Annotated in this window: 19 protein-coding genes and 1 tRNA gene; 11 read left to right on the forward strand and 9 right to left on the reverse strand. The window is 71.4% G+C overall.

The features are described 5' to 3' along the window. Positions 1 to 165: 165 nt before the first annotated feature. Complete coding sequence (locus ACIBIW_RS36150; protein WP_399342683.1) at positions 166 to 987, reverse strand: DUF5324 family protein; 822 nt, start codon at positions 985 to 987, stop codon at positions 166 to 168. 277 nt (positions 988 to 1,264) lie between these two features. Between ACIBIW_RS36150 and ACIBIW_RS36155 the strand changes: the two genes are divergently transcribed. Together ACIBIW_RS36155 and ACIBIW_RS36160 are read left to right on the forward strand one after the other, a co-directional pair. Continuing rightward, a complete protein-coding gene (locus ACIBIW_RS36155) occupies positions 1,265 to 1,792 on the forward strand; it encodes a peptidylprolyl isomerase (protein ID WP_399342684.1) in 528 nt (175 codons plus the stop codon). 157 nt (positions 1,793 to 1,949) lie between these two features. Further along, positions 1,950 to 2,915 (forward strand): rhomboid family intramembrane serine protease, encoded by a 966-nt coding sequence (locus ACIBIW_RS36160; RefSeq protein ID WP_399342717.1) that lies wholly within the window; start codon positions 1,950 to 1,952, stop codon positions 2,913 to 2,915. Positions 2,916 to 3,357: 442 nt separating this feature from the next. On the opposite strand, the gene crgA is transcribed toward ACIBIW_RS36160, so the two are convergent. Beyond that, the gene (gene crgA, locus ACIBIW_RS36165) at positions 3,358 to 3,612 is read right to left on the reverse strand and encodes a cell division protein CrgA (RefSeq protein WP_399342687.1); all 255 of its coding nucleotides are present in this window, start codon (positions 3,610 to 3,612) and stop codon (positions 3,358 to 3,360) included. 161 nt (positions 3,613 to 3,773) lie between these two features. On the opposite strand from crgA, the gene ACIBIW_RS36170 reads away from it, so the two are divergent. The 5 genes from ACIBIW_RS36170 (at position 3,774) to ACIBIW_RS36190 (ending at position 8,254) form a co-directional block, all read left to right on the forward strand. Continuing rightward, positions 3,774 to 4,568 carry a DUF881 domain-containing protein gene (locus ACIBIW_RS36170; RefSeq protein ID WP_399342689.1) on the forward strand — a complete coding sequence of 265 codons (795 nt, stop codon included), beginning with the start codon at positions 3,774 to 3,776 and terminating at the stop codon, positions 4,566 to 4,568. 115 nt (positions 4,569 to 4,683) lie between these two features. Continuing rightward, entirely contained in the window at positions 4,684 to 4,881 is a 198-nt protein-coding gene (locus tag ACIBIW_RS36175; RefSeq protein ID WP_399342691.1) for a hypothetical protein, read from the forward strand. Then, on the forward strand, positions 4,878 to 5,567 hold the full coding sequence (locus tag ACIBIW_RS36180; protein WP_399342693.1) for an aminodeoxychorismate/anthranilate synthase component II: 690 nt from the start codon (positions 4,878 to 4,880) through the stop codon (positions 5,565 to 5,567). Before ACIBIW_RS36175 ends, ACIBIW_RS36180 begins: the two co-directional genes overlap by 4 nt. Beyond that, positions 5,564 to 7,261 (forward strand): class E sortase, encoded by a 1,698-nt coding sequence (locus ACIBIW_RS36185; protein ID WP_399342694.1) that lies wholly within the window; start codon positions 5,564 to 5,566, stop codon positions 7,259 to 7,261. The genes ACIBIW_RS36180 and ACIBIW_RS36185 overlap by 4 nt, the downstream gene beginning before the upstream one ends. A gap of 192 nt (positions 7,262 to 7,453) precedes the next feature. Further along, the gene (locus tag ACIBIW_RS36190) at positions 7,454 to 8,254 is read left to right on the forward strand and encodes a class E sortase (protein ID WP_399342719.1); all 801 of its coding nucleotides are present in this window, start codon (positions 7,454 to 7,456) and stop codon (positions 8,252 to 8,254) included. A gap of 164 nt (positions 8,255 to 8,418) precedes the next feature. Here the strand turns inward: ACIBIW_RS36190 and pknB are convergent, their stop codons facing one another. From pknB to ACIBIW_RS36220, 6 genes are all read right to left on the reverse strand, one after another. Next, positions 8,419 to 10,425 (reverse strand): Stk1 family PASTA domain-containing Ser/Thr kinase, encoded by a 2,007-nt coding sequence (pknB, locus tag ACIBIW_RS36195; RefSeq protein WP_399342696.1) that lies wholly within the window; start codon positions 10,423 to 10,425, stop codon positions 8,419 to 8,421. Between the two features lie 173 nt (positions 10,426 to 10,598). Next, complete coding sequence (locus tag ACIBIW_RS36200; RefSeq protein WP_399342698.1) at positions 10,599 to 12,059, reverse strand: peptidoglycan D,D-transpeptidase FtsI family protein; 1,461 nt, start codon at positions 12,057 to 12,059, stop codon at positions 10,599 to 10,601. Next, positions 12,056 to 13,489, reverse strand: a complete 1,434-nt coding sequence (locus ACIBIW_RS36205; protein WP_399342700.1) for an FtsW/RodA/SpoVE family cell cycle protein — start codon at positions 13,487 to 13,489, stop codon at positions 12,056 to 12,058. Before ACIBIW_RS36205 ends, ACIBIW_RS36200 begins: the two co-directional genes overlap by 4 nt. A 16-nt stretch (positions 13,490 to 13,505) precedes the next feature. Further along, entirely contained in the window at positions 13,506 to 15,086 is a 1,581-nt protein-coding gene (locus ACIBIW_RS36210; RefSeq protein WP_399342702.1) for a Stp1/IreP family PP2C-type Ser/Thr phosphatase, read from the reverse strand. A 141-nt stretch (positions 15,087 to 15,227) separates the two neighbouring features. Beyond that, positions 15,228 to 15,749 (reverse strand): FHA domain-containing protein, encoded by a 522-nt coding sequence (locus tag ACIBIW_RS36215; RefSeq protein WP_399342703.1) that lies wholly within the window; start codon positions 15,747 to 15,749, stop codon positions 15,228 to 15,230. 10 nt (positions 15,750 to 15,759) lie between these two features. Next, entirely contained in the window at positions 15,760 to 16,629 is an 870-nt protein-coding gene (locus tag ACIBIW_RS36220; RefSeq protein WP_399342705.1) for an FhaA domain-containing protein, read from the reverse strand. Between the two features lie 1,025 nt (positions 16,630 to 17,654). Here ACIBIW_RS36220 and ACIBIW_RS36225 point away from each other — a divergent pair. Together ACIBIW_RS36225 and lpdA are read left to right on the forward strand one after the other, a co-directional pair. After that, positions 17,655 to 17,741 (forward strand) — tRNA-Leu (locus tag ACIBIW_RS36225). Between the two features lie 346 nt (positions 17,742 to 18,087). Next, complete coding sequence (lpdA, locus tag ACIBIW_RS36230) at positions 18,088 to 19,488, forward strand: dihydrolipoyl dehydrogenase (protein WP_399342707.1); 1,401 nt, start codon at positions 18,088 to 18,090, stop codon at positions 19,486 to 19,488. A 54-nt stretch (positions 19,489 to 19,542) separates the two neighbouring features. Here the strand turns inward: lpdA and ACIBIW_RS36235 are convergent, their stop codons facing one another. Beyond that, positions 19,543 to 20,202, reverse strand: a complete 660-nt coding sequence (locus tag ACIBIW_RS36235) for an FMN-dependent NADH-azoreductase (protein WP_399342709.1) — start codon at positions 20,200 to 20,202, stop codon at positions 19,543 to 19,545. A 130-nt stretch (positions 20,203 to 20,332) separates the two neighbouring features. Between ACIBIW_RS36235 and ACIBIW_RS36240 the strand changes: the two genes are divergently transcribed. After that, positions 20,333 to 20,704, forward strand: coding sequence for a winged helix-turn-helix transcriptional regulator (locus tag ACIBIW_RS36240; RefSeq protein WP_399342711.1), 372 nt, complete (start codon positions 20,333 to 20,335; stop codon positions 20,702 to 20,704). A 188-nt stretch (positions 20,705 to 20,892) separates the two neighbouring features. Next, positions 20,893 to 22,335, forward strand: a complete 1,443-nt coding sequence (locus ACIBIW_RS36245; RefSeq protein ID WP_399342713.1) for a DUF2252 domain-containing protein — start codon at positions 20,893 to 20,895, stop codon at positions 22,333 to 22,335. Positions 22,336 to 22,551: the final 216 nt, after the last annotated feature.

Genomic DNA, 22,551 nt, shown 5'->3' on the forward strand with positions numbered 1-22,551 from the left:
GTGCGGCACTTCGAGGCGTACGCGCGCGTGCAGCCCCGCCCGCGCACCGCGCGCAAACGCGCCGCGGCCCCCACGCGCGCGTACCCCCGCTCCAGGGAGAGAAGGAGCGGGCGGGATACGGGGCGGGGGGCCGGCGGCGTGCGGGGTGCGGGCGCCGGGGCGGGGTCAGGCGGCCCCGTCCTCCTTGTGGCCGCCGTGGCCGTGGCCCTTGTGCTCCTTGTCGGCCGGGGCGGCATCGGACTTGTCGGCCTTGTGGGCCCTGCCGGTCTTATGCGCCTTGTCGCTCTTCTCGTCCTGCTCGCTCTCGTCCTGCTTGGCCTTGACCTCGGGGTCGAGCGGCGACTTCGCGCCCGCGCTGCCGTCGACCGCGGTCAGCCTGGCGTCGTCGGGGACCTCCGTGGCGGCGGGGGGCTCGACGAGCCATTCGGGATTGGCCTGCTTGTCCCACCACTTCCAGGCCGCGAAGACGCCGCCCGCGAGCAGCCCCGCGAACAGCACGCCGCGGGCGACGCGTCCGGCGCGCGCCCGCCGCTCCTGGCGGCGCACCAGGGCCTCGATGTCCTTCGCGGTGACCCCGCCGCGCAGGGCCGCGATGGCCGCCGCGCCGCGCGTCGAGACCTCGCTGCGCGCGGGCTCCGTGGCGGCCACCGCCCGCTCGATGTGCGGGCGCGAGTAGTCGGCGGCACGCTCGGCCGCCTTGCGGGTGCGCAGCGCGACGTCGTGCGCCTGCTGCGCGGCCTCGTCCACCTTCGGTGGTACGTGCGAGCGCGCCTGGTCGAGCCTGGGCGCCACATGGGCGCCGTACTGGACGCGCGCCTGGTCGGCGGCGAGCGAAACCCTGGGCCCGAGTCGGTCCTTGGCCTCGCGGGCGTAGTGCGTCGCCCGCTTGCCGGCCGTGTCGGCGTACGGCGCCACCACTTCCGCGGCGTGCAGCACGCTGTTCTTCGCCGAGTCTGTCGCGGCGCGCACGCTGTCGATGCGGGTCACGGGAATCCTCCTCCTTGGTGGCGTTCGGTATTTCACCTTTCCACCCCTTTTAGGGATCATGCCTACCCGAGCGCCCCGCGGCATGCGAAGACGCGCATCCGGGTCACGCGGGCCCGGATTCCGGTGTCCTCTCCGCTACCCGGTTTCCGCCGCCCGAGTCCCCCGGTCTGCCGCCGGGGTGCGGAAGGCGCCCCGGCGGCTGGCGGGCGCCCCGCGGGTCCGTGCGAGGATCGGACGGTCAACAGACGACGTCAGCGAAGTCAACGGAAGGCAGATCGTGGCCGAGCAGCTTTACGCCACCCTGAAGACCAACCGCGGCGACATCGAGGTGAGGCTCCTGCCGAACCACGCGCCGAAGACGGTCAAGAACTTTGTCGAGCTGGCCACCGGCCAGCGTGAGTGGACCCACCCGCGCACCGGCAAGAAGTCCACGGACCGCCTCTACGACGGCACCGTGTTCCACCGGGTGATCAGCGGTTTCATGATCCAGGGCGGGGACCCGCTGGGCGACGGCACCGGCGGCCCCGGCTACGAGTTCGAGGACGAGTTCCACCCGGACCTGGCCTTCGACAAGCCCTACCTGCTGGCGATGGCCAACGCGGGCCCGGGGACCAACGGCTCCCAGTTCTTCATCACCGTCGCGCCCACCGCGTGGCTGACCCGCAAGCACACCATCTTCGGCGAGGTGGCGGACGCGGCCGGGCGCAAGATCGTCGACGAGATCGCCACGACGGCGACGAACCGGCGCACGGACCGCCCGGTCGACGACGTGGTCATCCAGTCGGTGGTCGTCGAGACCCGCTGAACAGAACCGGGGCGCACCGGCGGCCGCCGGGCCGCGCCCGGGGCCCGGCGGCCCGCCGCGGCCGGCCGGGAACCATTTCGCCCCGCCCGTCCGTACAGGAAGGGCGGGGCGGGTCGTCCCGGCGGCGAGCGAGACGGAAGCGAGGGTGACGGAGCCCATGGACGAGGGGGCCCAGGGGGCCGAGGGAGCCGACGGGACCGAAGGCGCCCGGGGCGACCGGGCGCGCGGCGACGCGCCGGGCCCCGCGGGGGCGTCGGGTCTGCCGGGCTGCTACCGGCACCCGGACCGCGAGACCGGGGTGCGCTGCGTCAGGTGCGAGCGCCCGATCTGCCCGGACTGCATGGTCAGCGCCTCGGTCGGCTTCCAGTGCCCGGAGTGCGTCAGGGGCGGCTCGGGCACGGGCCACTCCCCGTCGGCGAACCAGCCGCGCACCCTCGCGGGCGGCACCGCGCTCGGCGACCCCCGGCTGATCACCAAGCTCCTCATCGTGGCGAACGTGGTCATGTTCGCCGTCATCCAGGCGAGCAGCCATCTCGTCGACGACGTGGTGCTGATCGGCGCCTGGCCGCCGAAGGACGTCTTCCCGCCGGGCTCCTACCACCCCACCCAGGGCGTGGCCGCCGGGGAGTGGTATCGCCTGGTGTCGTCGATGTTCGCCCACCAGCAGGTCTGGCACATCGGGTTCAACATGCTCAGCCTCTGGTGGCTCGGCGGCCCGCTCGAAGTGGCGCTCGGCAGGCTGCGGTTCATCACGCTGTACCTGCTCGCCGGGCTCGCGGGCGGCGCGCTCACCTATGTCGTCGCCTCGCCCTCGGAGGCGTCCCTCGGCGCTTCGGGCGCCGTCTACGGCCTCTTCGGCGCCACCGCGGTGCTGGTGCGCAAGCTCCGCTACGACATGCGTCCTGTCGTCGTGCTGCTGCTGATCAATCTGCTGTTCACGTTCACCATCAGCGGAATCGCCTGGCAGGCGCACATCGGCGGTCTGGTCGCGGGCGTCGCGATCGCCTACGCGATGGTGCACGCGCCCCGTGAGCGACGGCGCCTCGTGCAGTGGGGGACGTCAGGGCTTGTGTTCGCGGTGGTCGTGGCGGCCGTCGTGATCCGCTCCGTGCTGCTGCTCTGAGCGCTTCTGCCCGGCGCGTGACGCCTGCGCCGGGGAGGCGTATGGTCTTCGGACCGGTCCGCCGCGACGGGCGGAGAGAATGTCCGGCGCTGGCCCCCGAGTGATCGCTTCCGATCGTTCGCGACCTGTTCGCAAAGGAAGTTGTCCACAGCGGGTGGCTGCCCCTGTGCATCCTGTGCGCGATGCCGCCCGGTCACACCCGAACGCGGGTTTTCCCAGTAAGGACAAGGGCGAACGCGAGTCCGTATCCCGGTACGGCAGTCATACCGGCGTCAACCTCACAGAGGTTATCCACAGATCTTCAGACCTTTCCCCACGTGTGGACAGGGCTGTGGATAACTCGGCGGATCGTTCCAGGTCGGAAGCCGTACACCGGGGCGCCCCCGGCAGTTTCCCGCCGCTTCCCGGCCGCCCCGCCGCACCCGGGGGACCGGGAGGCGCGCTACTTCCAGCGGGTGGAGACGCCGAACCCCGCGGCGATGAAGCCGAATCCGACCACGATGTTCCAGTTGCCGAAGGCGTCCACCGGCAGATCGCCGTCCGTCACATAGAAGACGACGATCCAGGCGAGGCCCACCAGGAACATCGCGAGCATCACCGGGGCGACCCAGGCGCTGCTCGTCAGCTTGATCGCGGTCGCCTGCCTGGTCGGAGGCGGCGTGTAATCGGCCTTCTTGCGGATACGTGACTTCGGCACGAGAGGTTCTCCTGTCGACGCGCTGCATGGCCGCGCACGGGGACTGGGCGGGGGCTCCGGGCAGCGTACAAGGGGAAGTGCGAGGCGCACCGAGCGCTCCCCAGGGCGTCCGTTAGCGTAGTGCTTCCCAGGCGTTGTAAGGAGTAAGGATACGGCGACGAATGCACAGCAGTTCAGCCGACCTCCCGGGCACGGGCGGCGGCCGCCCCGAGGCACCCGGCCGCCGCAACCGCCGCCGCCGGGCCCTGCGCCTGCTCACCGCCGGTGTCTTCGCCCTCGCCGGACTGATCTTCTTCACCAGCTTCAACACCGCCAAGGGCACCGACATCCGCACCGACGCCTCGCTCCTGAAGCTCTCCGACCTCATCCAGGACCGCAGCCGCAAGAACGGTGAGCTGGAGAACAGCAACGGGGCGCTCCGCGACGGCGTCGAGTCCTTCGCAGGCGACAAGGGCGTCACCGAGGCGGAGAAGGAGCGGCTCGCCGGGCTTGAGGCCGCCGCGGCCACCGCGCCGCTGCGCGGCACCGGGCTCACGGTCACCCTCGACGACGCCCCGCCCGACGCGGGCCCCAAGCTGCCCGGCTACCCGGACCCGCAGCCCAACGACCTGGTCATCCACCAGCAGGACCTCCAGGCCGTCGTCAACGCGCTCTGGCACGGCGGCGCCGACGGCATCAGGGTCATGGACCAGCGCCTCATCTCCACCAGCGCCGTCCGCTGCGTGGGCAACACCCTGATCCTCCAGGGCCGCGTCTACTCGCCGCCGTACCGGATCACCGCCGTGGGCGACGGGGACAAGCTCCGCAAGGCGCTCGACGACTCCCCGCAGATCCAGAACTACCAGTTGTACGTGGCCGTGTACGGGCTCGGCTGGAGCGTCAAGGACGAGGGCAGGACCACTCTCCCGGGGTACTCGGGCGCCGTCGACCTGCACTACGCCAAGCCCACGGAGTGACCCGGGCCGCCTCCGGGGCCCCGGCGGCCCCGGTTTTCCACAGCCTGCCCCCCTGCCCCGTGCGAGTCCGCTTACTCTGGTGCGGCAAGCATCGTCGACGACGAGTAGGGACCGCATGTACGGCTGGATCTGGCGGCACCTGCCGGGCAACGCCTGGGTCAGGGCGCTGATTTCCATCGTTCTCGTGCTGGCAGTGGTCTACGTCCTGTTCCAGTACGTCTTCCCCTGGGCCGAGCCACTGCTGCCGTTCAACGACGTCACCGTCGACCAGGGCATGCCCGCCACACCGCCGTCCTGGGCGGTGACCAGGTGAGCGCACCCGGGGAGACCGCGCCGCACCGCCCCGCGGGCCAGGTCAGGGTACTCGTCGTCGACAATTACGACAGCTTCGTCTTCAACCTCGTCCAGTACCTCTACCAGCTCGGCGCCACCTGCGAGGTCCTGCGCAACGACGCCGTCGGCACCGGGCGCGTGACCGGCGGCCCGGGACGCGAGTTCGACGGGGTGCTGCTCTCCCCGGGGCCCGGCACCCCCGAGCGCGCCGGTGTCTGCGTCGACATGGTGCGCCACTGCGCGGCCGTCGGGGTGCCGCTCTTCGGCGTCTGCCTCGGGATGCAGTCGGTGACGGTGGCGTACGGCGGCGTGGTCGACCGCGCCCCCGAGCTGCTGCATGGCAAGACCTCCCCCGTGGAGCACGACGGCACCGGGGTGTTCGCCGGGCTCCCCTCGCCCTTCACCGCCACCCGCTACCACTCGCTCGCCGCCGAGCCCGCCTCGGTCCCGCCCGCCCTGCGGGTCACGGCCCGCACCCCCGACGGCACGATCATGGGCGTGCGCCACCGCGAGCTGCCCGTCGAGGGCGTCCAGTTCCACCCGGAGTCGGTGCTCACGGAGCACGGACACCTGATGCTCGCCAACTGGCTCGCCCGCTGCGGCGACGAGCGCGCCGTAGGGCGCTCCGCGGGCCTCGCCCCCGTGGTGGGCGGGGCCCCGGCGTGACCGCACTGCGCCCCGAGCGCGAGGAGTCCCCGTACGAGGAGCGGGGGGAGCAGGGGGCCGGGCGGGCCCCGGGGGGCCATCCTCACGGCAACCCGGCCGCGTTCGGCCCCGGCGGCCCCATGCCCTCCGGCGCCTCCATGCCCTCCGGCGGCCACGCCCCCGGCCGCGGCCCCGTGCCCGGCGGCAACCGCACGCCCCTCGGCGGCCCCGCGGCCGACCCCCCCACCGCTCCCCTGCCGGGCCCGCTGCCCGATCCGCTGACCGGCCCGTTCCCCACCGCTCCCGCTGCTCCTACCGCTCCCGCCGCCGACCCGCCGACCGCCCCCCGCGCGGCCCACGCGCAGGACCCGTCGGCCGCGTCCGCGCCCCCCGCCGACCGGCCCTCGGGCCGCCGTCGCCGCCCGCCCGGCGCGCCCGCGCCGCAGGAGGAGCCGGGCGCCGGGTCGTCGGGGCGGCACTCGTCGGCCTGGTTCCGTACGGAGGAGCCCCCCGCGCCGCCCGCCCAGGCCGCCCCTTCGGGCGGCGGCAGGCACGCCGCACCCACGCCGCCCGCGGCCCCGGCGCCCCAGGACCACGCTGCCGCGCCGCAGGGCCACGCCCCCGTACCGCAGGGCCACGCGCCCGCGCCGCACAGCCACGCCCAGGCGCCGTCGCAGGAGCCCCTGGAGGCGCCGCAGGCGCCGTACACGCCCCCGGCGGACGACGAGACCATCGGGCTGCGTACGGCCGACACGCGGCGAATAACGGCCTCGGGCGGCGCCTCCCCCGACGACGGCGACGCGGGCGACCCCGAGGGGCCCGAGGGCGCCCCGGGGGCCGGGGGCGCGCCCCCGGCGGCCGCTCCGGTCACCGGTGGCCGGGCCGAGCGCCGCAGGGCCGCCCGCAGGGGCGGGCGCCGCAGGGCCGCGGGCAGGCCCGACGGCAGGGCGGCGGCAGCGGAGGGCGCGGAGGCGGGGGACGGCGGGCCCGCGAAGCCGCTGACCCGTGTCGAGGCGCGGCGCGCGGCGCGTGCGGCGAAGCCGGGCGCGGGCGTGCTGGTCAGCCGCGGCATCGGGGAGGTGTTCATCACCATCGGCGTGCTGATGCTGCTGTTCGTCACCTACCAGCTCTGGTGGTCGAACATAAGGGCGCACCAGCAGGCCGATGGCGCCGCGCACAGCCTCCAGGACGACTGGGCCAAGGGGAAGGGCAAGCCCGGGGTGTTCCAGCCGGGGCAGGGCTTCGCGATCATGCACATCCCGAAGCTGGACGTCGTGGTGCCGATCGCCGAGGGCATCGACAAGCACACCGTGCTGGACCGCGGGATGGTCGGCCACTACGGCAAGGACAGCATCGACACGCCCATGCCGGACGCCGCCACGGGCAACTTTGGTGTCGCGGGCCACCGCAACACCCATGGCGAGCCGTTCCGTTACATCAACCGCCTGAAGCCGGGCGACCCGATCATCGTGGAGACCCAGGACGACTACTACGTCTACCGGATGACCAGCATCCTGCCGAGCACGTCCCCTTCGAACACGAGCGTGCTCGAACCGGTGCCGCCGCAGTCCGGGTTCACCAAGCCGGGTCGTTACATCACCCTGACCACATGTACACCCGAATTCACCAGTAAGTATCGAATGATCGTCTGGGGCAAGATGGTGGAGGACCGGCCGCGCAGCGAGGGCAAGCCGAAAGAGATGGTCGAGCAGTAGCGCGTCAGGGCGGCCCGGCGGGGTGTGGGCCGTGACCGGTGGGGAAGGACCCTGACCGGTATGTGACTTGTGTCTGGGGACGGACGGGCGGGGCGGTAAGTGGCAGCGACGACGGGCCCCGACGAGGGGCCGGAGGGCGGGGAGCGGGCGAGCGCCCCCGGGCCCGAGGAGGCCGAGAGGACGGGCACGGCCGTGGAGGAGGCGACCACAGGGCAGGACGGGGCCGCCGGGTCCGCCACCGGGCCGCAAGCGGAGCCTGACGGGAGCGTCGGCTCAGGGAAGCGGGCGAAGCCCGCCCGGCGTCCGCGGGGGCCGATAGCGGGCACGGTGAGCTTCATCGGGGAACTCATGATCACCGCGGGTGTGCTCATGGGCCTCTTCGTCGTCTACTCCCTGTGGTGGACGAACGTCGTCGCCGACCGCGAGGCGCACCGCCAGGGCGACAAGGTGCGCGACGGCTGGGCGGGCGGCGGCGAGCACAAGGGCCCGACGGGCCCCGGCGACCTCAACACCAAGGACGGCATCGGCTTCCTGCACGTCCCCGCCATGAAGAACGGCGAGGTGCTGGTGCGCAAGGGCACCTCGACGAGCGTCCTGAACGACGGCGTCGCCGGGTACTACACCCACCCCACCAAGTCGGCGTTCCCGCAGGACGCCAAGGGCAACTTCACCCTGGCCGCGCACCGCGACGGGCACGGCGCCAAGTTCCACAACATCGACAAGGTCAGGGACGGCGACCCGATCGTCTTCGAGTCCAAGGACACCTGGTACGTCTACAAGGTGTACAAGGTCCTCCCCGAGACGTCGAAGTACGACGTGAAGGTGATCGACCAGGTGCCGAAGGAGTCGGGCAGGAAGAAGGCGGGCCGTTACATCACCCTGACGACCTGCACCCCGGTGTACACGTCCCGGTACCGCTACGTGGTCTGGGGCGAGCTGGAGCGCACCGAGAAGGTCGACGCTCGGCGCACCCCGCCCGAAGAACTCCGCTGACCCGGCCGCGAGCCCGGCAGAGCCCGCGGGGCCGCGCGACCGCCCCGCCACCGGTCCCTACGGCCCCCTACGGCCGAGCCGACCGGCCCCGTACGGCCGGGACCCCCGGCGCGATGGGCGCGCCGGGGGTCCGGTGTGCGGCGTGGGGGCGCGGCCCCCGGCGGTCAGTGGTTTCCGAAGAAGCCGCCGCCGTTGCCGCCATGGCCGTTGCCGCCGTTGTTCTGGTTGCCGCCGCCGGGGACCGTGTACACGGTGACCGTGCCGCCCGGCTGGACCTGGGAGCCGCCGCCGGGGTTGGTGGCGATGACGGAGGCGTTCGGGTCGTCGGACGAGCCGGGCGCCACCTGCACCTTGAGGCCCATGCCGGTGAGCGCCTGCTGCACCTCGGAGAGCTTCTTGCCGGTGAGGTCGTTCGGCACCGTGGCGGGCTGCTGGCTCTCGCCCGCCTTGGCGATCTGGAGGTCGACGGTGGAGCCCGGGTCGGCGTTGGACCCGGCCGCGAGGCTCTGGCCGAAGACCGTGCCCGCCTGGGCGTCGTTGTTCTCGACCTCGGTGCAGTTGCCTTCCAGCTTGATGTCGGACAGCGCCTTCTTGGCGTCGTCGCAGGACTTGCCGGTCAGGTCGGGCACCTGGACCTGCTTGCGCTCCTTGGAGACGGTCAGCGTGATGGTGCTGCCCTTCTCGACCTGCTTGCCGCCCGCCGGGTTCTGGTCGAGGACCTGGTCGGACTCGCCCGAGGTCTCCTTGTACTCGACCTTGGAGTCGAGGCCCTTGTCCTCCAGGGTCTTCTTCGCCTCGTCCACGCCCGTGTTGACGACGACGGGCACCGTGACCTTGGGGGCGCCGGTGGACATCACAAGATCGATCGTGCCGTTCTTGTCGATCTCGCCGTCCTTCGGGCTCTGCGCGCAGACATGGCCCTTGGGCTGGGTCTCGCACTCCTTGCTCGCGGAGACGTTCACGGACAGGTCGACGTTGGCGGCCTTCTCCTTCGCGTCCGCGAGGGTCTCCCCGACCAGCGAGGGCACCGGGACCTTGTCGTCGCCCGCGCCATTGTCGCTGACCGCCCACTTGCCGATCCAGATGGCGCCGATCAGCACCAGCACCCCGGCGACGACCAGCAGGATCGTCGACGTGTTGCTCTTCTTCTGGCGCCTTCTGTCGGGCCGCTCGTCATAGCCGTAGCCGCCGTCGTCCGCGTTCATCGGCGGCAGCATCGAGGTCGGCGGGGCGCCGCCGTCCTGCGGGCGCATCGCCGTCGTCGGCTGGTCGTCGGGGGAGCCGTAGCCGCCGTAGGCCGCGGCGCCCATGGCGGCGGCAGCGGCGACGGGCTGCCCGTCGAGGCACGCCTCGATGTCGGCGCGCATCTCGTCGGCCGACTGGTAGCGGTAGTCGGGGTCCTTGACCAGCGCCTTCAGGACGATGGCGTCCATCTCGGGGGTGATCTCGGGGTCGTAGACGCTGGGCGCCTGGGCCTCCTCGCGCACATGCTGGTAGGCCACCGCGACCGGGGAGTCCCCGACGAACGGCGGCCGCACCGTCAGCAGCTCGTACAGCAGGCAGCCCGTCGAGTACAGGTCGGAGCGGGCGTCGACGGTCTCGCCCTTGGCCTGCTCGGGCGAGAGGTACTGGGCGGTGCCGATCACCGCGGCCGTCTGCGTCATGGTCATGCCGGCGTCGCCCATGGCGCGCGCGATGCCGAAGTCCATGACCTTGACCTGGCCCGTCCTGGTCAGCATCACGTTGGCCGGCTTGATGTCGCGGTGCACGATCCCGGCGCGGTGCGAGTACTCAAGCGCCTGGAGGATGCCGATGGTCATCTCCATGGCGCGCTCGGGCAGCAGCTTGCGCCCGGAGTGCAGCAGCTCGCGCAGCGTGGAGCCGTCGACGTACTCCATGACGATGTACGGGATGGAGACACCGTCGACGTAGTCCTCGCCGGTGTCGTAGACCGCCACGATCGCGGGGTGGTTGAGCGAGGCGGCCGACTGGGCCTCACGGCGGAACCGGGCCTGGAACGAGGGATCACGGGCGAGGTCGGCGCGGAGGGTCTTCACGGCGACGGTCCGACCGAGGCGGGTGTCGTGCGCGAGGTACACCTCCGCCATGCCACCGCGGCCGAGCACCTGTCCCAGCTCGTACCGGCCGCCGAGGCGACGCGGCTCTTCCATGGTTACCTACCAGCCCTCTCGGTGGGGTCCGACCGTCCCGCGTGTGGTCCGTCGGTGTGCTGTCCGGCATTTACCGTACCCGGCCCGCCTCCGCGGTCCGTGGGCCTCGTACCGACCCGATACAGGACCGGTACGGACGGCGCGCCCGCGCGGGCGCGCCGCCGTGGCACAGGTCACTTCTTGCTGTCGATGACCGCCTGCATCACGTCCTTGGCGACCGGGGCGGCGAGACCCCCACCGGAGACGTCGGTCGCGTCGCTGTCCTCGACGACGACCGCGACCGCGACCGGGGAGCCCTTGTCGGTCTTGGCGTAGGAGACGAACCACGCGTACGGGGTGCCCTCGTTGTTGATGCCGTTCTCCGCGGTGCCCGTCTTGCCGCCGACGGTGACGCCGGGGATACGGGCGTTCGTGCCCGTGCCCTCGTTGACGACGGTCTCCATCATCGACTGGAGCTTCTGCGCGTTCTCGGCCGACAGCGGCTCGCTCATCTTCTCGGGGCTGGTCTTGGACACGGTGTCCAGGTTCGGCGCCTGGAGTTCGCTGACCATGTACGGCTTCATCAGCGTGCCGTCGTTGGCGATCGCGGACGCCACCATGGCCATCTGGAGCGGGGTCGCCGTGGTGTCGAACTGGCCGATGGACGACAGCGCCGTCTGCGACACGTTCATGTCCTTATCGAAGTTGGACGCGTTCGACCGGACAGGAGTGAACTCCTCCGAGTTGAAGCCGAACTTCTCCGCCTCTTCCTGCATCTTCTTCTGCCCGAGGTCAGCGCCGATCTTGCCGAAGACGGTGTTGCAGGAGTACTTGAGGGCGTCGCGCATGGTGGCGTTCTTGCAGGGGATGTTCCCCTCGTTCTTCAGGTCCGTGCTGGTGCCCGGCATGGTCCACGGCAGCGGCGTCTCGGTCTTGTCGTCGGGGTCCGTGTACTTCTCGTTCTCCAGCGCCGCCGCGGCGGTGACCAGCTTGAACGTGGAGCCCGGCGGGTAGGTCTGGCGCAGCGCCCGGTTCAGCGTCGGGTCGTCGGGGTTGTTCTTCTTCTGGACCTTCGTCCACGCCTTCTCGTCCTCGGCGGAGTTCCCGGCGAACGAGGAGGGGTCGTAGGACGGCGTGGACGCCAGCGCGAGGATCGCCCCGGTGGACGGGTCGATCGCGGCGACGGCGCCCTTCTTGTTCCCGAGCCCCTCGTAGGCGGCCTTCTGCGCGTCACCGTTGAGGGTGGTGACGACGTTGCCGCCCTCCTTCTTCTTGCCGGTGATCATGTCGAGGGTGCGGCGGAAGAAGAGCCGGTCGTCGTTGCCGGTGAGGATGCCGTCGTCGATGCTCTCCAACTGGGTGGCGCCGTACGCCTGCGACACATAGCCGGTGACCGGCGCCCACATCGGGCCGTCCTGGTACGTGCGCTTGTACGCGAAGTCGCTTCCCGTGGTCTTGGCGGCCCCGGTGATCGACTTGCCGTCGACGATGATGTCGCCGCGCGGCTGCGCGTAGCGCTCGATGGCGACACGGCGGTTCTTCGGGTCGGAGTCGAGCGAGTTGGCCTGGGCGTACTGGAGCCAGTTGTCCCTGATCAGCAGCACGATCACCAGCAGTCCCGCGAAGATCGCGATCCTGCGCAGCGGCTTGTTCATGGGCGGACCACCTGGGTCATCTCGGCGTCGGGGTTCGGGGCGGGCGAGGGGGCCGGGCGCCTGGCCGTGTCGCTGATTCTCAGCAGGACGCCCACCAGGGCCCAGTTGGCGATCACCGAGGACCCGCCGTAGGCCACGAACGGCATCGTCATACCGGTGAGCGGGATCAGGCCCATCACGCCGCCCGCGACGACGAACACCTGGAGCGCGAACGCCCCGGAGAGACCCACGGCGAGCAGCTTGCCGAACGGGTCGCGGGCGGCCAGCGCGGTACGCAGCCCCCGCTCCACGATCAGCCCGTACAGCAGCAGGATCGCCATGATCCCGGCAAGGCCAAGCTCCTCGCCGAAGGTGGCGAGGATGAAGTCGGAGTTGGCGGCGAAGCCGATCAGGTCGGAGTTGCCCTGGCCGAGCCCGGTGCCCAGCACCCCGCCGGAGCCGAACGCCCACAGCGCCTGTGCCGACTGCTCGGAGTGGCCGGGAATGCCCTGCTGGCTCTTCAGGTACTCGCCCATCGGGTCGAGCCAGGCGTTCACCCGCTGCTGGACGTGCGGCTCGAACGACGCCACGCCGACCGCGCCGACCGCGGACATCAGCAGACCGAAGACGATCCAGCTCGTCCGCTCCGTTGCCACGTACAGCATGATCACGAACATGCCGAAGAACAGCAGCGAGGTGCCCAGGTCGGTCTCGAAGACCAGGATCAGGATCGAGATCGCCCAGATCACCACGATCGGCCCGAGGTCGCGCCCGCGCGGCAGGTAGAGCCCCATGAAGCGGCGGCTCGCCAGCGCCAGCGCGTCCCGTTTGACCATGAGGTATCCGGCGAAGAACACCGCGATCGCGATCTTCGCGAACTCCCCCGGCTGGATGGTGAAGCCGGCGACGGAGATCCAGATGCGGGCGCCGAACACGTTCATGCCGAGCCCGGGCACCAGCGGCAGCAGCAGCAGCACCAGCGCCGCCACCATGGAGATGTACGTGTAGCGCTGGAGGACCCGGTGGTCCTTCAGGAAGAGCAGCACCGCCACGAACAGCGCGAGCCCCAGCGCCGAGTACAGCAGTTGCCGGGGCGCCGCCACCGCGAAGTTGCTGTTGCGGGCCAGCCGCTCCGACTGGTCGAGCCGCCAGATCACGACGAGACCTATGCCGTTCAGCAGCGTCGCGAGCGGCAGCAGCAGCGGGTCCGCGTACGCCGCGAACCTGCGCACCGCCAGATGTCCGACACCCGCCAGCAGACCGAGCCCGAGGCCGTAGCTGAGCAGCCCCGACGGCACCTCGTCATTGATCGCGAGGCCCACGTTGGCGTAGGCGAACACCGGGATGACCACGGCGAACACCAGCAGCGCAAGCTCGGTGTTACGGCGGCTCGGCGCACCGATCGACCCGATCGTCGACGTGTACGCCTGCTGAGAGTTCGTGCTGCTCATGGTGTGTCGGGGCCCCTCACGGCTTGCTCACGGCACACCGGGAGACCACTTTCTGCTCCTGGTCGGAGAGGCTGGGGCCCGGCTGCGGACTGGGTGCCTTGCTTGTCTGCGGGTCCGTGCCCGGCTTGTCGTCGGCGACCGGCTCGGTCCCGGTGGCGGGGGAACCGCCCGCGGCGTGGTCGGACAGCGGCTTCTTCGCGGAGCCGTCGCCGCCGTCCGAACCCTTGTCGCCGCCCGAGCCCTTGTCCGGCTTGGCGTTGTCCTCCGCCGCGCGCCGCTCCGCGTCCTTACGGCACGCCGACGCCTGCACGGACAACTCGCCGATCTTGTCCTTGGCCTGGCCGAGGCTGTCCGCGCCGATGGTCTTCTCGACCTCGTCCTTCTGGTACGGCGGCAGGTACTTCAGTTCGATCTCGGGGTGGTCCTGCTGCACCTTCGACAGCGTCACCCACGCCAGGTTCTGGTCGATGCCCCGGTACAGCGCCACGTGGTCGTCCTTCGTGCCCACGTAGTACTGCGTCTGCGTCCACCGGTAGCCGCCGTACAGCCCGGCGCCGATCACCACGAGCGCCAGCGCGATGTACAGCGACCTGCGCCGCCACGGCCTGCGCCTGCGCGGCTTGTCCAGCGCCTCGTCGTCGTAGTCACCCGAGCCCCCGAAGCCGCCCGCGTCCGTGTACGCCGTCTGCGGGCCGCTTCCCGGGGGGCCGAACTCACCGCCGCCGCCCTGCCGGGGCACCGGCCTGCCGAGGCCCGCCGCCCGCCCCGCCGGGGTCTCCATCGCGCCGCCGTCGTGCAACTGGTGCTGGTTCTCCGCGACGGCGCCGACCACGATCGGGGTGTCGGAGAGCTGCTCGGCGAGGGTGTCGCCGCTGTCGATGTCGAGGACGTCGGCGACGATCACCGTGATGTTGTCGGGGCCGCCGCCGCGCAGCGCGAGCTGGATCAGCTCCGCCACCGTCTCCTGGGGACCCTGGTAGCTGGCCAGGGCCTCCTCCATCGTCTGGTGCGACACCACACCCGACAGGCCGTCCGAGCAGATCAGATAACGGTCCCCCGCGCGCACCTCGCGGATCGACAGGTCGGGCTCGACATGGTCACCGCTGCCCAGCGCCCGCATCAGCAGCGAGCGCTGCGGGTGCGTGGTCGCCTCCTCCTCGGTGATCCGGCCCTCGTCCACGAGCCGCTGCACCCAGGTGTGGTCCTGGGTGATCTGGCTCAGCGCCCCGTCACGCAGCAGATACGCGCGCGAGTCGCCGACGTGTACGAGACCGAGCCGCTGGCCCGTCCACAGCAGCGCCGTCAGCGTGGTGCCCATGCCTTCGAGCTGCGGGTCCTCCTCGACCATGACCCGCAACTGCTCGTTGGCGCGCGCCACGGCGGAGCCGAGCGAGGTGAGGAGGTCGGAACCCGGCACGTCGTCGTCGAGGGTGACGAGCGTCGAGATCACCTCGGACGACGCCACCTCCCCCGCGGCCTGCCCGCCCATCCCGTCGGCGATGGCGAGCAGCCGGGGGCCGGCATAGCCGGAGTCCTCGTTGCCCTCCCGGATCATGCCCTTGTGCGACCCGGCGGCGAAGCGCAGTGACAGACTCATGCGCACCTCGCCAGTCGGCTCCGGGTAAAGCTGGTCGTGTCGAGCCACACTGCCCACCCTCCGGTCGGGAGCGTGCTGGCGTCCTGCGTACGGACCGCGTCGGCTCGCTCACTCCGCTCGCGCCTATTCATGACGTAGCAACTACTTCCGCAGCTCGATGACGGTCTTGCCGATGCGGATCGGGGCGCCCAGGGGGACCGGCGTCGGTGTCGTGAGCCGGGTCCTGTCGAGATACGTGCCGTTGGTGGAGCCCAGGTCCTCGACGATCCACTGGCCGTCATGGTCCGGGTAGATCCTGGCATGCCTGCTGGACGCGTAGTCGTCGTCCAGCACGATCGTCGAGTCGTGCGCCCGGCCCAGGGTGATCGTCTGCCCTTGGAGCGCGACGGTCGTGCCGCTCAGGCTCCCCTCGGAGACCACGAGCTTCGTCGGCGCCCCGCGCCGCTGCCGCCCGGCGCCGCCGCCCGCCTGACGCTGCTGCGGCGGCGCGTCCTGCCGTGCCCGCGCCGCGCCCGCGGCCCTGCCGGACTCGCGCCGCGAGCCCCGCTGGGTGACGCGCGTGCCGAACAGGTCGCTGCGGATGACCTGGACGGCCACGATCACGAACAGCCACAGAACGGCCAGGAAACCCAGCCGCATGACCGTCAGGGTCAGCTCTGACATTGCCCCCGCTTCACCCTTCGGCTTGCCGGTAAATGATGGTGGTACTGCCCACGACGATCCGCGAGCCGTCGCGGAGCGTAGCGCGGGTGGTGTGCTGTCCGTCCACCACGATGCCGTTGGTGGAACCGAGATCCTGGATCGTCGAGGGCGTTCCGGTCCGGATCTCGCAGTGCCTGCGGGAGACGCCGGGGTCGTCGATCCGCACGTCGGCCTCGGTGCTGCGGCCCAGCACCAGCGTCGCGCGGGAGATCTGGTGGCGGTTTCCGTTGATCTCGATCCACCGCCGGACCTGGGCGCCCGCGCCCGGCATCGGCGCGGGAGCGCCGGGCCCGCCAGGTGCTGCGCCGGGAGGCCGGCCGCCGGGGGGCGGTGCCGACGGCATCGGGGGGGCGCCGGCGGGCTGCGCCGGGTAGCCGTAGCCGCCGGGAGCGCCACCGGGGGGGCCGCCCTGGTAGCCGCCGCCCGGCGGGGGGCCCGCCGGGGGCCGCTCGGGGCTCTGCGAGCTGCTGGAGGCGAGCGTGCGGCTGCGCACCCGGTACAGGCCCGTGTCGAGGTCGTCGGCCTTCTCCAGATGGACCTTGATCGGCCCCATGAAGCTGTAGCGCTGCTGCTTGGCGTAGTCGCGGACCATCCCGGACAGCTCGTCGCCGAGCTGGCCCGCGTAGGGGCTCAGGCGCTCGTAGTCGGGCGCGCTCAGCTCCACGATGAAGTCGTTGGGGACGACGGTACGGTCGCGGTTCCAGATCGTCGCGTTGTTGTCGCACTCGCGCTGGAGCGCGCCGGCGATCTCCACGGGCTGCACTTCGGACTTGAAGACCTTGGCGAAGGTGCCGTTGACCAGACCTTCGAGGCGCTGCTCGAAACGCTTCATGACTCCCATGGGGCACCTCCCTGTTGGCATCTCTTGCAGTTGTCGCCGTCGTTCACTGTCGTACGCCGCCGTCGGCCGCCGTGTCCTTCGCTCCGCCCGCCTTGCCCATTGATCGTATCCACGCCCGGGGAAAACCCCTGGTTCCCCCTGTCCGCCCGGCCGAAGGAGTGTCGACCCTCACAGGACACTGCCCCCGGCTCCCGCCCGGAACCACTCTCTCCGCTCCCGCGGAACACTCCTCCGGATCGCCGGGCGCCCCCTCCCGGGGGCGGCCCGCGTGCCCGGTGGGAGCGGCCTCGCGTTCGCCTTCCGGAAGGATCGTAAGGGCGACCCGAAACCAGTGTCCCGCACCCGGCTGTGCGCTCCGGACCACTTGCGGGCCCCGGGCGGATGCTGGTGCGAGGTTGATACCAGACGGCCACCGGACACGTACCTGAATCCGCCCCCGGACGGGAACTTTCGCCTCCGGCGCGTGACGGGAGGCGACCACGGTGCGGCGAGTCCTCCGCCGGGCCGCGGGGGACTCACGGGACCCTCGGGTCCTGTGCTGCTCCGGTGACTCCTGTGATGTGACGTGCCGAGGGCGTTTCCCGCCCCCAGTACGTCCGATGCGGCCCACCGCCCCCGGGTTTCGGCCACGGGCCGGGTTTGAGGGGCTTCAGAGGTTACGGAGGGTTTCAGGGGGCGGGGGGTGTCGGTGGGGGCGGGGTGGCGGACGGCGTGGGGTTGTTGCCGGGCTCGGGCAAGGGGCCGGGGGCGGGACCTCCGGAAGCGCGGTCCGAGGTTCGGCTGCCACAGGTATCAGATATGTCCGGCAGGGGGCTTGTATGTCCGGCAGAGGAGCCGAAGCGCGGCTGCCCCCCTTACCCGCGCCGCACGCGCGCCTCACACACGCGCGTGACCTCGGCACCGACCCCCGCCAGGCCCCGCGCACCCCGGAAAACGGATGTGAATCCGCCCTTGGCCCCGTGCTAACCTTCTGCATGTCGAAAGGGGCTCCCGCCCACAGGTGAGAGACCGGAGACAACACCCATGCGCGGGTGGCGGAATAGGCAGACGCGCTGGATTCAGGTTCCAGTGCCCGAAAGGGCGTGGGGGTTCAACTCCCCCCTCGCGCACCATGGAGCACCGCTCTAGGTCGCTTCGTAGCAGTGAATGAACGGTCGTCATCATGATCACGATGACGGCCGTTTTTGCTGTCCCCGGACCCAGCTCCGGACCCAGGCCCGGACCGGACACCGGTCCTGCCCCAGGCCGACGGGGGTGCGAGGGAGGCGGGTGGGGGCGTGGGTGTGAGGAACGTCTCAAGGGGGAGCGAGGGGTGGTGGGGCGGGCGTACCGGTGTGGGCGGGGGCGGGTGGTGTTGCACGGCGGCGCGCCGGGGTGTGGTGGGGGTGAGGGCAAGGTCACAGGTGGTGGCCGACCGGCCTGGTTGAACGGTCGCCCGGATTGGACCAGGGTTCCCGTGTGAGCCAACATTTTGACGTCCTTGTCCTGGGGGCGGGACCCGGCGGCTATACGGCCGCGGTACGCAGCACGCAACTCGGCCTGACCACCGCGGTGGTCGAGGAGCGCTACTGGGGCGGCGTATGCCTCAACGTCGGCTGCATCCCCTCCAAAGCCCTGCTACGCAACGCCGAGATGGTGCAGTTCGTGGCCAACGACGCGCAGTCCTACGGGATCGGCGTCGGCGACCAGGTCACCGCCGACTACGGCCCCGCCTACCGGCGCAGCCGCCAGGTCGCCGAGGGCCGGGTGCGGGGCGTGCACTACCTGATGAAGAAGAACGCCATCACCCAGTTCGACGGGCGCGGCACCTTCACCGACGACCACACCCTCACCGTCAGCCGCACCGACGGCGGCACCGAGACCGTGACCTTCGGGCACTGCGTCATCGCGGCGGGCGCGACCCCGAAGCTGCTGCCCGGCACCGCCCTGTCGGAGCGCGTGGTCACGTACGAGAGCCAGATCCTCAGCGAGACGCTGCCCGGCAGCATCGTCATCGCGGGCGCGGGCGCCATCGGCGTCGAGTTCGCGTACGTCCTGCGCAGCTACGGCGTCGACGTGACGATCGTCGAGTTCCTCGACCGCCTGGTGCCGCTGGAGGACCAGGAGATCTCCAAGGAACTCGCCAAGCACTACCGCAAATTGGGGATCGAGGTCCTCACCGGCACCGCCGTCGAGGGCATCGACGACAGCGGCGAGCGGGTCAGGATCACCGTGAACAAGGGCGGCGAGCGCCGCACCCTGGAGGCGGACAAGGTCCTCCAGGCCATCGGCTTCGCCCCGAACGTCGAGGGCTACGGTCTGGAGAACACCGGCGTCCGCCTCACCCGGCGCGGCGCGATCGACGTCGACGGGCGCTGCCGCACCAGCGTGCCGCACATCTTCGCCATCGGCGACGTCACGGCGAAGCTGATGCTGGCCCACGCCGCGGAGTCGATGGGCGTCGTCGCCGCCGAGACCATCGGCGACGCGGAGACCATGGAACTCGACTACACCATGATCCCCAGGGCCACGTACTGCCAGCCGCAGATCGCCAGCTTCGGCTGGACCGAGGCACAGGCCCGCGAGCAGGGCTACGACGTCAAGGTGGCGAAGTTCCCCTTCACCGCCAACGGCAAGGCGCACGGCCTCGGGCACCCCGTCGGCTTCGTCAAGATCCTCAGCGACGGCAAGTACGGCGAACTCCTCGGCGCCCACCTCATCGGCCCCGAGGTCACGGAACTGCTGCCGGAGCTGACGCTCGCCCAGCAGTGGGACCTGACGGTCCACGAGGTCGCGCGCAACGTCCACGCGCACCCCACGCTCGGCGAGGCCGTCAAGGAGGCCGTCCACGGCCTCGCGGGCCACATGATCAACATGTAGCGAACGGGGGCGCGCCCCTCGCGCGCCCCCATGGGGGCCGGGCCGGCCCTTCGGTCAGGCCGCCGTGCCGCTCAACCGCTGGGCGAGGGCCGCGCCCTTGGCGGTGGCGTCGTCCAGGGCCTGGGCGGCCGACTTCTCGGCGAGCGGGATCAGCTCCGCCATCGCGGGCACCGACTTCGCGAGCGTCAGCTCGGAGACGATGAAGTCCAAATCGGCCCGGAACATCTCGGTGAGCACCTTCTCCAGGTAGCTCTGCGCGTACTCGAAGTCCGCGCGGGGGGTGCCGGGCCCGTAGCCGCCGCCGCGGCTCGCGACCACGGTGAACGGGGTGCCCTTCACGGACGGGTTCTCGCCCGCGGTGCGGCCGACCAGGATGACCTGGTCGAGCCATGCCTTGAGGGTCGACGGGATCGTGAAGTTGTACATCGGGGCGCCGATCAGCACCGCGTCCGCGCTCTCCAACTCCTCAATCAGCTCGGTACGGCGCGCGACGGCCGCGGCCTGCTCGGGCGTGTGGCCTGCCGGGTCGGTGAAGCCGGCGGCGACCGTGACCGGGTCGAGGTGCGGTACCGGGTCGACGGAGAGGTCCCGGTAGATCACCGTGCCGTCCGGGTGCTCCTTCTCCCACGCCTGCCGGAACGCGTCGGTGACGACGCGGGAGGCGGATGCGGTGCCGGGAAAGACCGATGTGTCCAGGTGCAGCAGGGTCGCCATGACGTTCTCCCAGAGGTGCGCACGGCTCCCCGCGGAGGGTCACCTGTGCCGTTAGTTGAGTACGTAACTAGTAATACCACAGGCACTTACTTTTTTTCACTCACAGGTCGTCGCGCAGTACCCTGAGGGCATGGCGATCGACGGGGACCACAACGCAGAGGCGTGCAGCAGGGTCGACGACGGCATGGCGCGGGTCTTCGGGCTGCTCGGAAAGCGCTGGTCGGGCCTGATCATCGCGGTCCTCGTCAACCAGCCCGTGCACTTCGCCGACCTGCGCCGCGCCATCCCCGGCATCAGCGAACGCATGCTCTCCGACCGCCTCAGCGAACTCTGCTCGGCGGGACTCGTCGTTCGCGAGGTCGACGAGGGCCCCCCGCTCCGCGTCGCCTACCGCCTCACCACCGCGGGCGGCGCCCTCGAACCCGCCCTGCTGGAGCTGGGCCAGTGGGCGGAGAAGTACCTCCCGGACGGCGGCGGCTGCCCCGAGGAGTTCCGGAAGTAGGGCCCTCCCCTCCCGAAACTCCTCCCTCCATCGAGTGACGACTTTTTCCACAGTCGCCCCCCTGTCCACAGCCCCCGCCACACCCCCACCCCCCGGAGTACGGTCATCCCCGGTCGATCAACCGACCACCCCACGCGGCCCACACCGCGCACGGGCACACGGACACCAGAAACGGGGGACGGTTCCGCATGACGGAATCACCAGAAGCAAGCGGCACGGCACCCGGGCGCCACGACGCCACCGCGCCCAGCAGACTCCCCCACATCCCCGGCTTCGCGCCCCGAAAGCGCGCCGGCTCCCCCAAGAAGGACGGCCGCGCCCTGCGCGACCGCGTCCCCCGCTCCGCCCTCGCCGCCCTCCCCGACGACACCCTGCGCCCCGGCGCCGTCGAAGCCGTCGAGGAGTCCAACAGGGGCCGCATCCCCGACCTCGTCCCCATCAGGGTCGGCCGCATGGCCGCCTCCCCCTTCGCCTTCCTGCGCGGCTCCGCCGGCCTCATGGCCCACGACCTCGCCCGCACCGCCGCCACCGGCATCGGCACCCAGATATGCGGCGACGCCCACGCCGGCAACTTCGGCCTCTACGCCGACGCGCGCGGCGGCCTCGTCATCGACCTCAACGACTTCGACGAGACGGCCCACGGCCCCTGGGAGTGGGACGTGAAACGCCTCGCCACCTCCCTCGTCCTCGCAGGCCGGGAAGCGGGCGCCGACGAGGACACCTGCCGCAAGGCCGCCTATGACGCCGCCGGCGCCTACCGCCGCACCATGCGCCTGCTCGCCAGACTCCCCGCCCTCGACGCCTGGAACGCCATCGCCGACGAAGAACTCGTCTCCCACACCGACGCCCACGACCTCCTCGGCACCCTCGACCGCGTCTCCCAGAAAGCCCGCAAGAACACCAGCGGCCGCTTCGCCGCCAAGTCCACGGAATCCGCCACCGAAGGCGGCCGCCACTTCATCGACGCCCCACCCGTACTGCGCCGCGTCCACGACACGGAAGCCGCCGCCGTCACCGCCTCACTCGCCGACTGGAGAAGCACCCTCTCCGAAGACCTCCTCCCCCTGCTCGCCAGACACTCCGTCCACGACGTCGCCTTCCGCATAGTCGGCACCGGCAGTGTCGGCACCCGCTCCTACGTCGTGCTCCTCCTCGACCACCGGGGCGAGCCCCTGATCCTCCAGGTCAAAGAGGCCCGCCCCTCCGCACTGCTGCCCCACCTCGCCGCCGTGGGCTTCAAACCGGAAGACGGCGGCCACGAGGGACGCCGCGTCGTCCTCGGCCAGAAACGCATGCAGGTCGTCAGCGACATCCTGCTCGGCTGGACCAGGGTCGACGGCCGCCCGTACCAAGTACGCCAGTTCCGCAACCGCAAGGGCAGCGTCGACCCGGCCGCCCTGGCGACCGACCAACTCGACGACTACGGACGCATGACCGGCGCCCTGCTGGCCCGCGCCCACGCACACAGCGCCGACCCGCGCCTCATAGCGGGCTACTGCGGCAAGAACGACGCCCTGGACCAGGCCATGGCCGACTTCGCCACGGCCTACGCCGACCGCACCGAATCCGACCACACCCACTTGCTGACAGCCATCAACAGCGGCCGCTTGGCGGCGGAACGGGGGGTGTAGGGCGGGGGGTGAGGTTGGGGGTGGAGGTGGGGGTGGGGGATTGGGAGGTGGGGGGAGGGGGGGAGGGGGCCCCCCCCCCCCCCCCCCCCCCCCCCCCCCCCCCCCCCCCCCCCCTGGGCCCCCCCCCCCCCCCCCCCCCCCACAAACCCAAAACCCCCACAACCCCCCCCCACGCCCACCCACGAGCGGATGTGAAAAAACGGCCCCCGCAAGGAA

It is taken from the genome of Streptomyces sp. NPDC050560, from assembly GCF_044457285.1.
Classification (GTDB): Bacteria; Actinomycetota; Actinomycetes; order Streptomycetales; family Streptomycetaceae; genus Streptomyces.

Coding starts and splice junctions, on each gene's coding strand:
- ACIBIW_RS36215 (WP_399342703.1), bottom strand. CDS start 15,749: ATGTCAGAGCTGACCCTGACGGTCATGCGGCTGGGTTTCCTGGCCGTT.
- ACIBIW_RS36170 (WP_399342689.1), top strand. CDS start 3,774: ATGCACAGCAGTTCAGCCGACCTCCCGGGCACGGGCGGCGGCCGCCCC.
- ACIBIW_RS36245 (WP_399342713.1), top strand. CDS start 20,893: ATGACGGAATCACCAGAAGCAAGCGGCACGGCACCCGGGCGCCACGAC.
- ACIBIW_RS36160 (WP_399342717.1), top strand. CDS start 1,950: ATGGACGAGGGGGCCCAGGGGGCCGAGGGAGCCGACGGGACCGAAGGC.
- ACIBIW_RS36200 (WP_399342698.1), bottom strand. CDS start 12,059: ATGAACAAGCCGCTGCGCAGGATCGCGATCTTCGCGGGACTGCTGGTG.
- ACIBIW_RS36205 (WP_399342700.1), bottom strand. CDS start 13,489: ATGAGCAGCACGAACTCTCAGCAGGCGTACACGTCGACGATCGGGTCG.
- ACIBIW_RS36240 (WP_399342711.1), top strand. CDS start 20,333: ATGGCGATCGACGGGGACCACAACGCAGAGGCGTGCAGCAGGGTCGAC.
- ACIBIW_RS36210 (WP_399342702.1), bottom strand. CDS start 15,086: ATGAGTCTGTCACTGCGCTTCGCCGCCGGGTCGCACAAGGGCATGATC.
- ACIBIW_RS36235 (WP_399342709.1), bottom strand. CDS start 20,202: ATGGCGACCCTGCTGCACCTGGACACATCGGTCTTTCCCGGCACCGCA.
- pknB (WP_399342696.1), bottom strand. CDS start 10,425: ATGGAAGAGCCGCGTCGCCTCGGCGGCCGGTACGAGCTGGGACAGGTG.
- ACIBIW_RS36220 (WP_399342705.1), bottom strand. CDS start 16,629: ATGGGAGTCATGAAGCGTTTCGAGCAGCGCCTCGAAGGTCTGGTCAAC.
- ACIBIW_RS36175 (WP_399342691.1), top strand. CDS start 4,684: ATGTACGGCTGGATCTGGCGGCACCTGCCGGGCAACGCCTGGGTCAGG.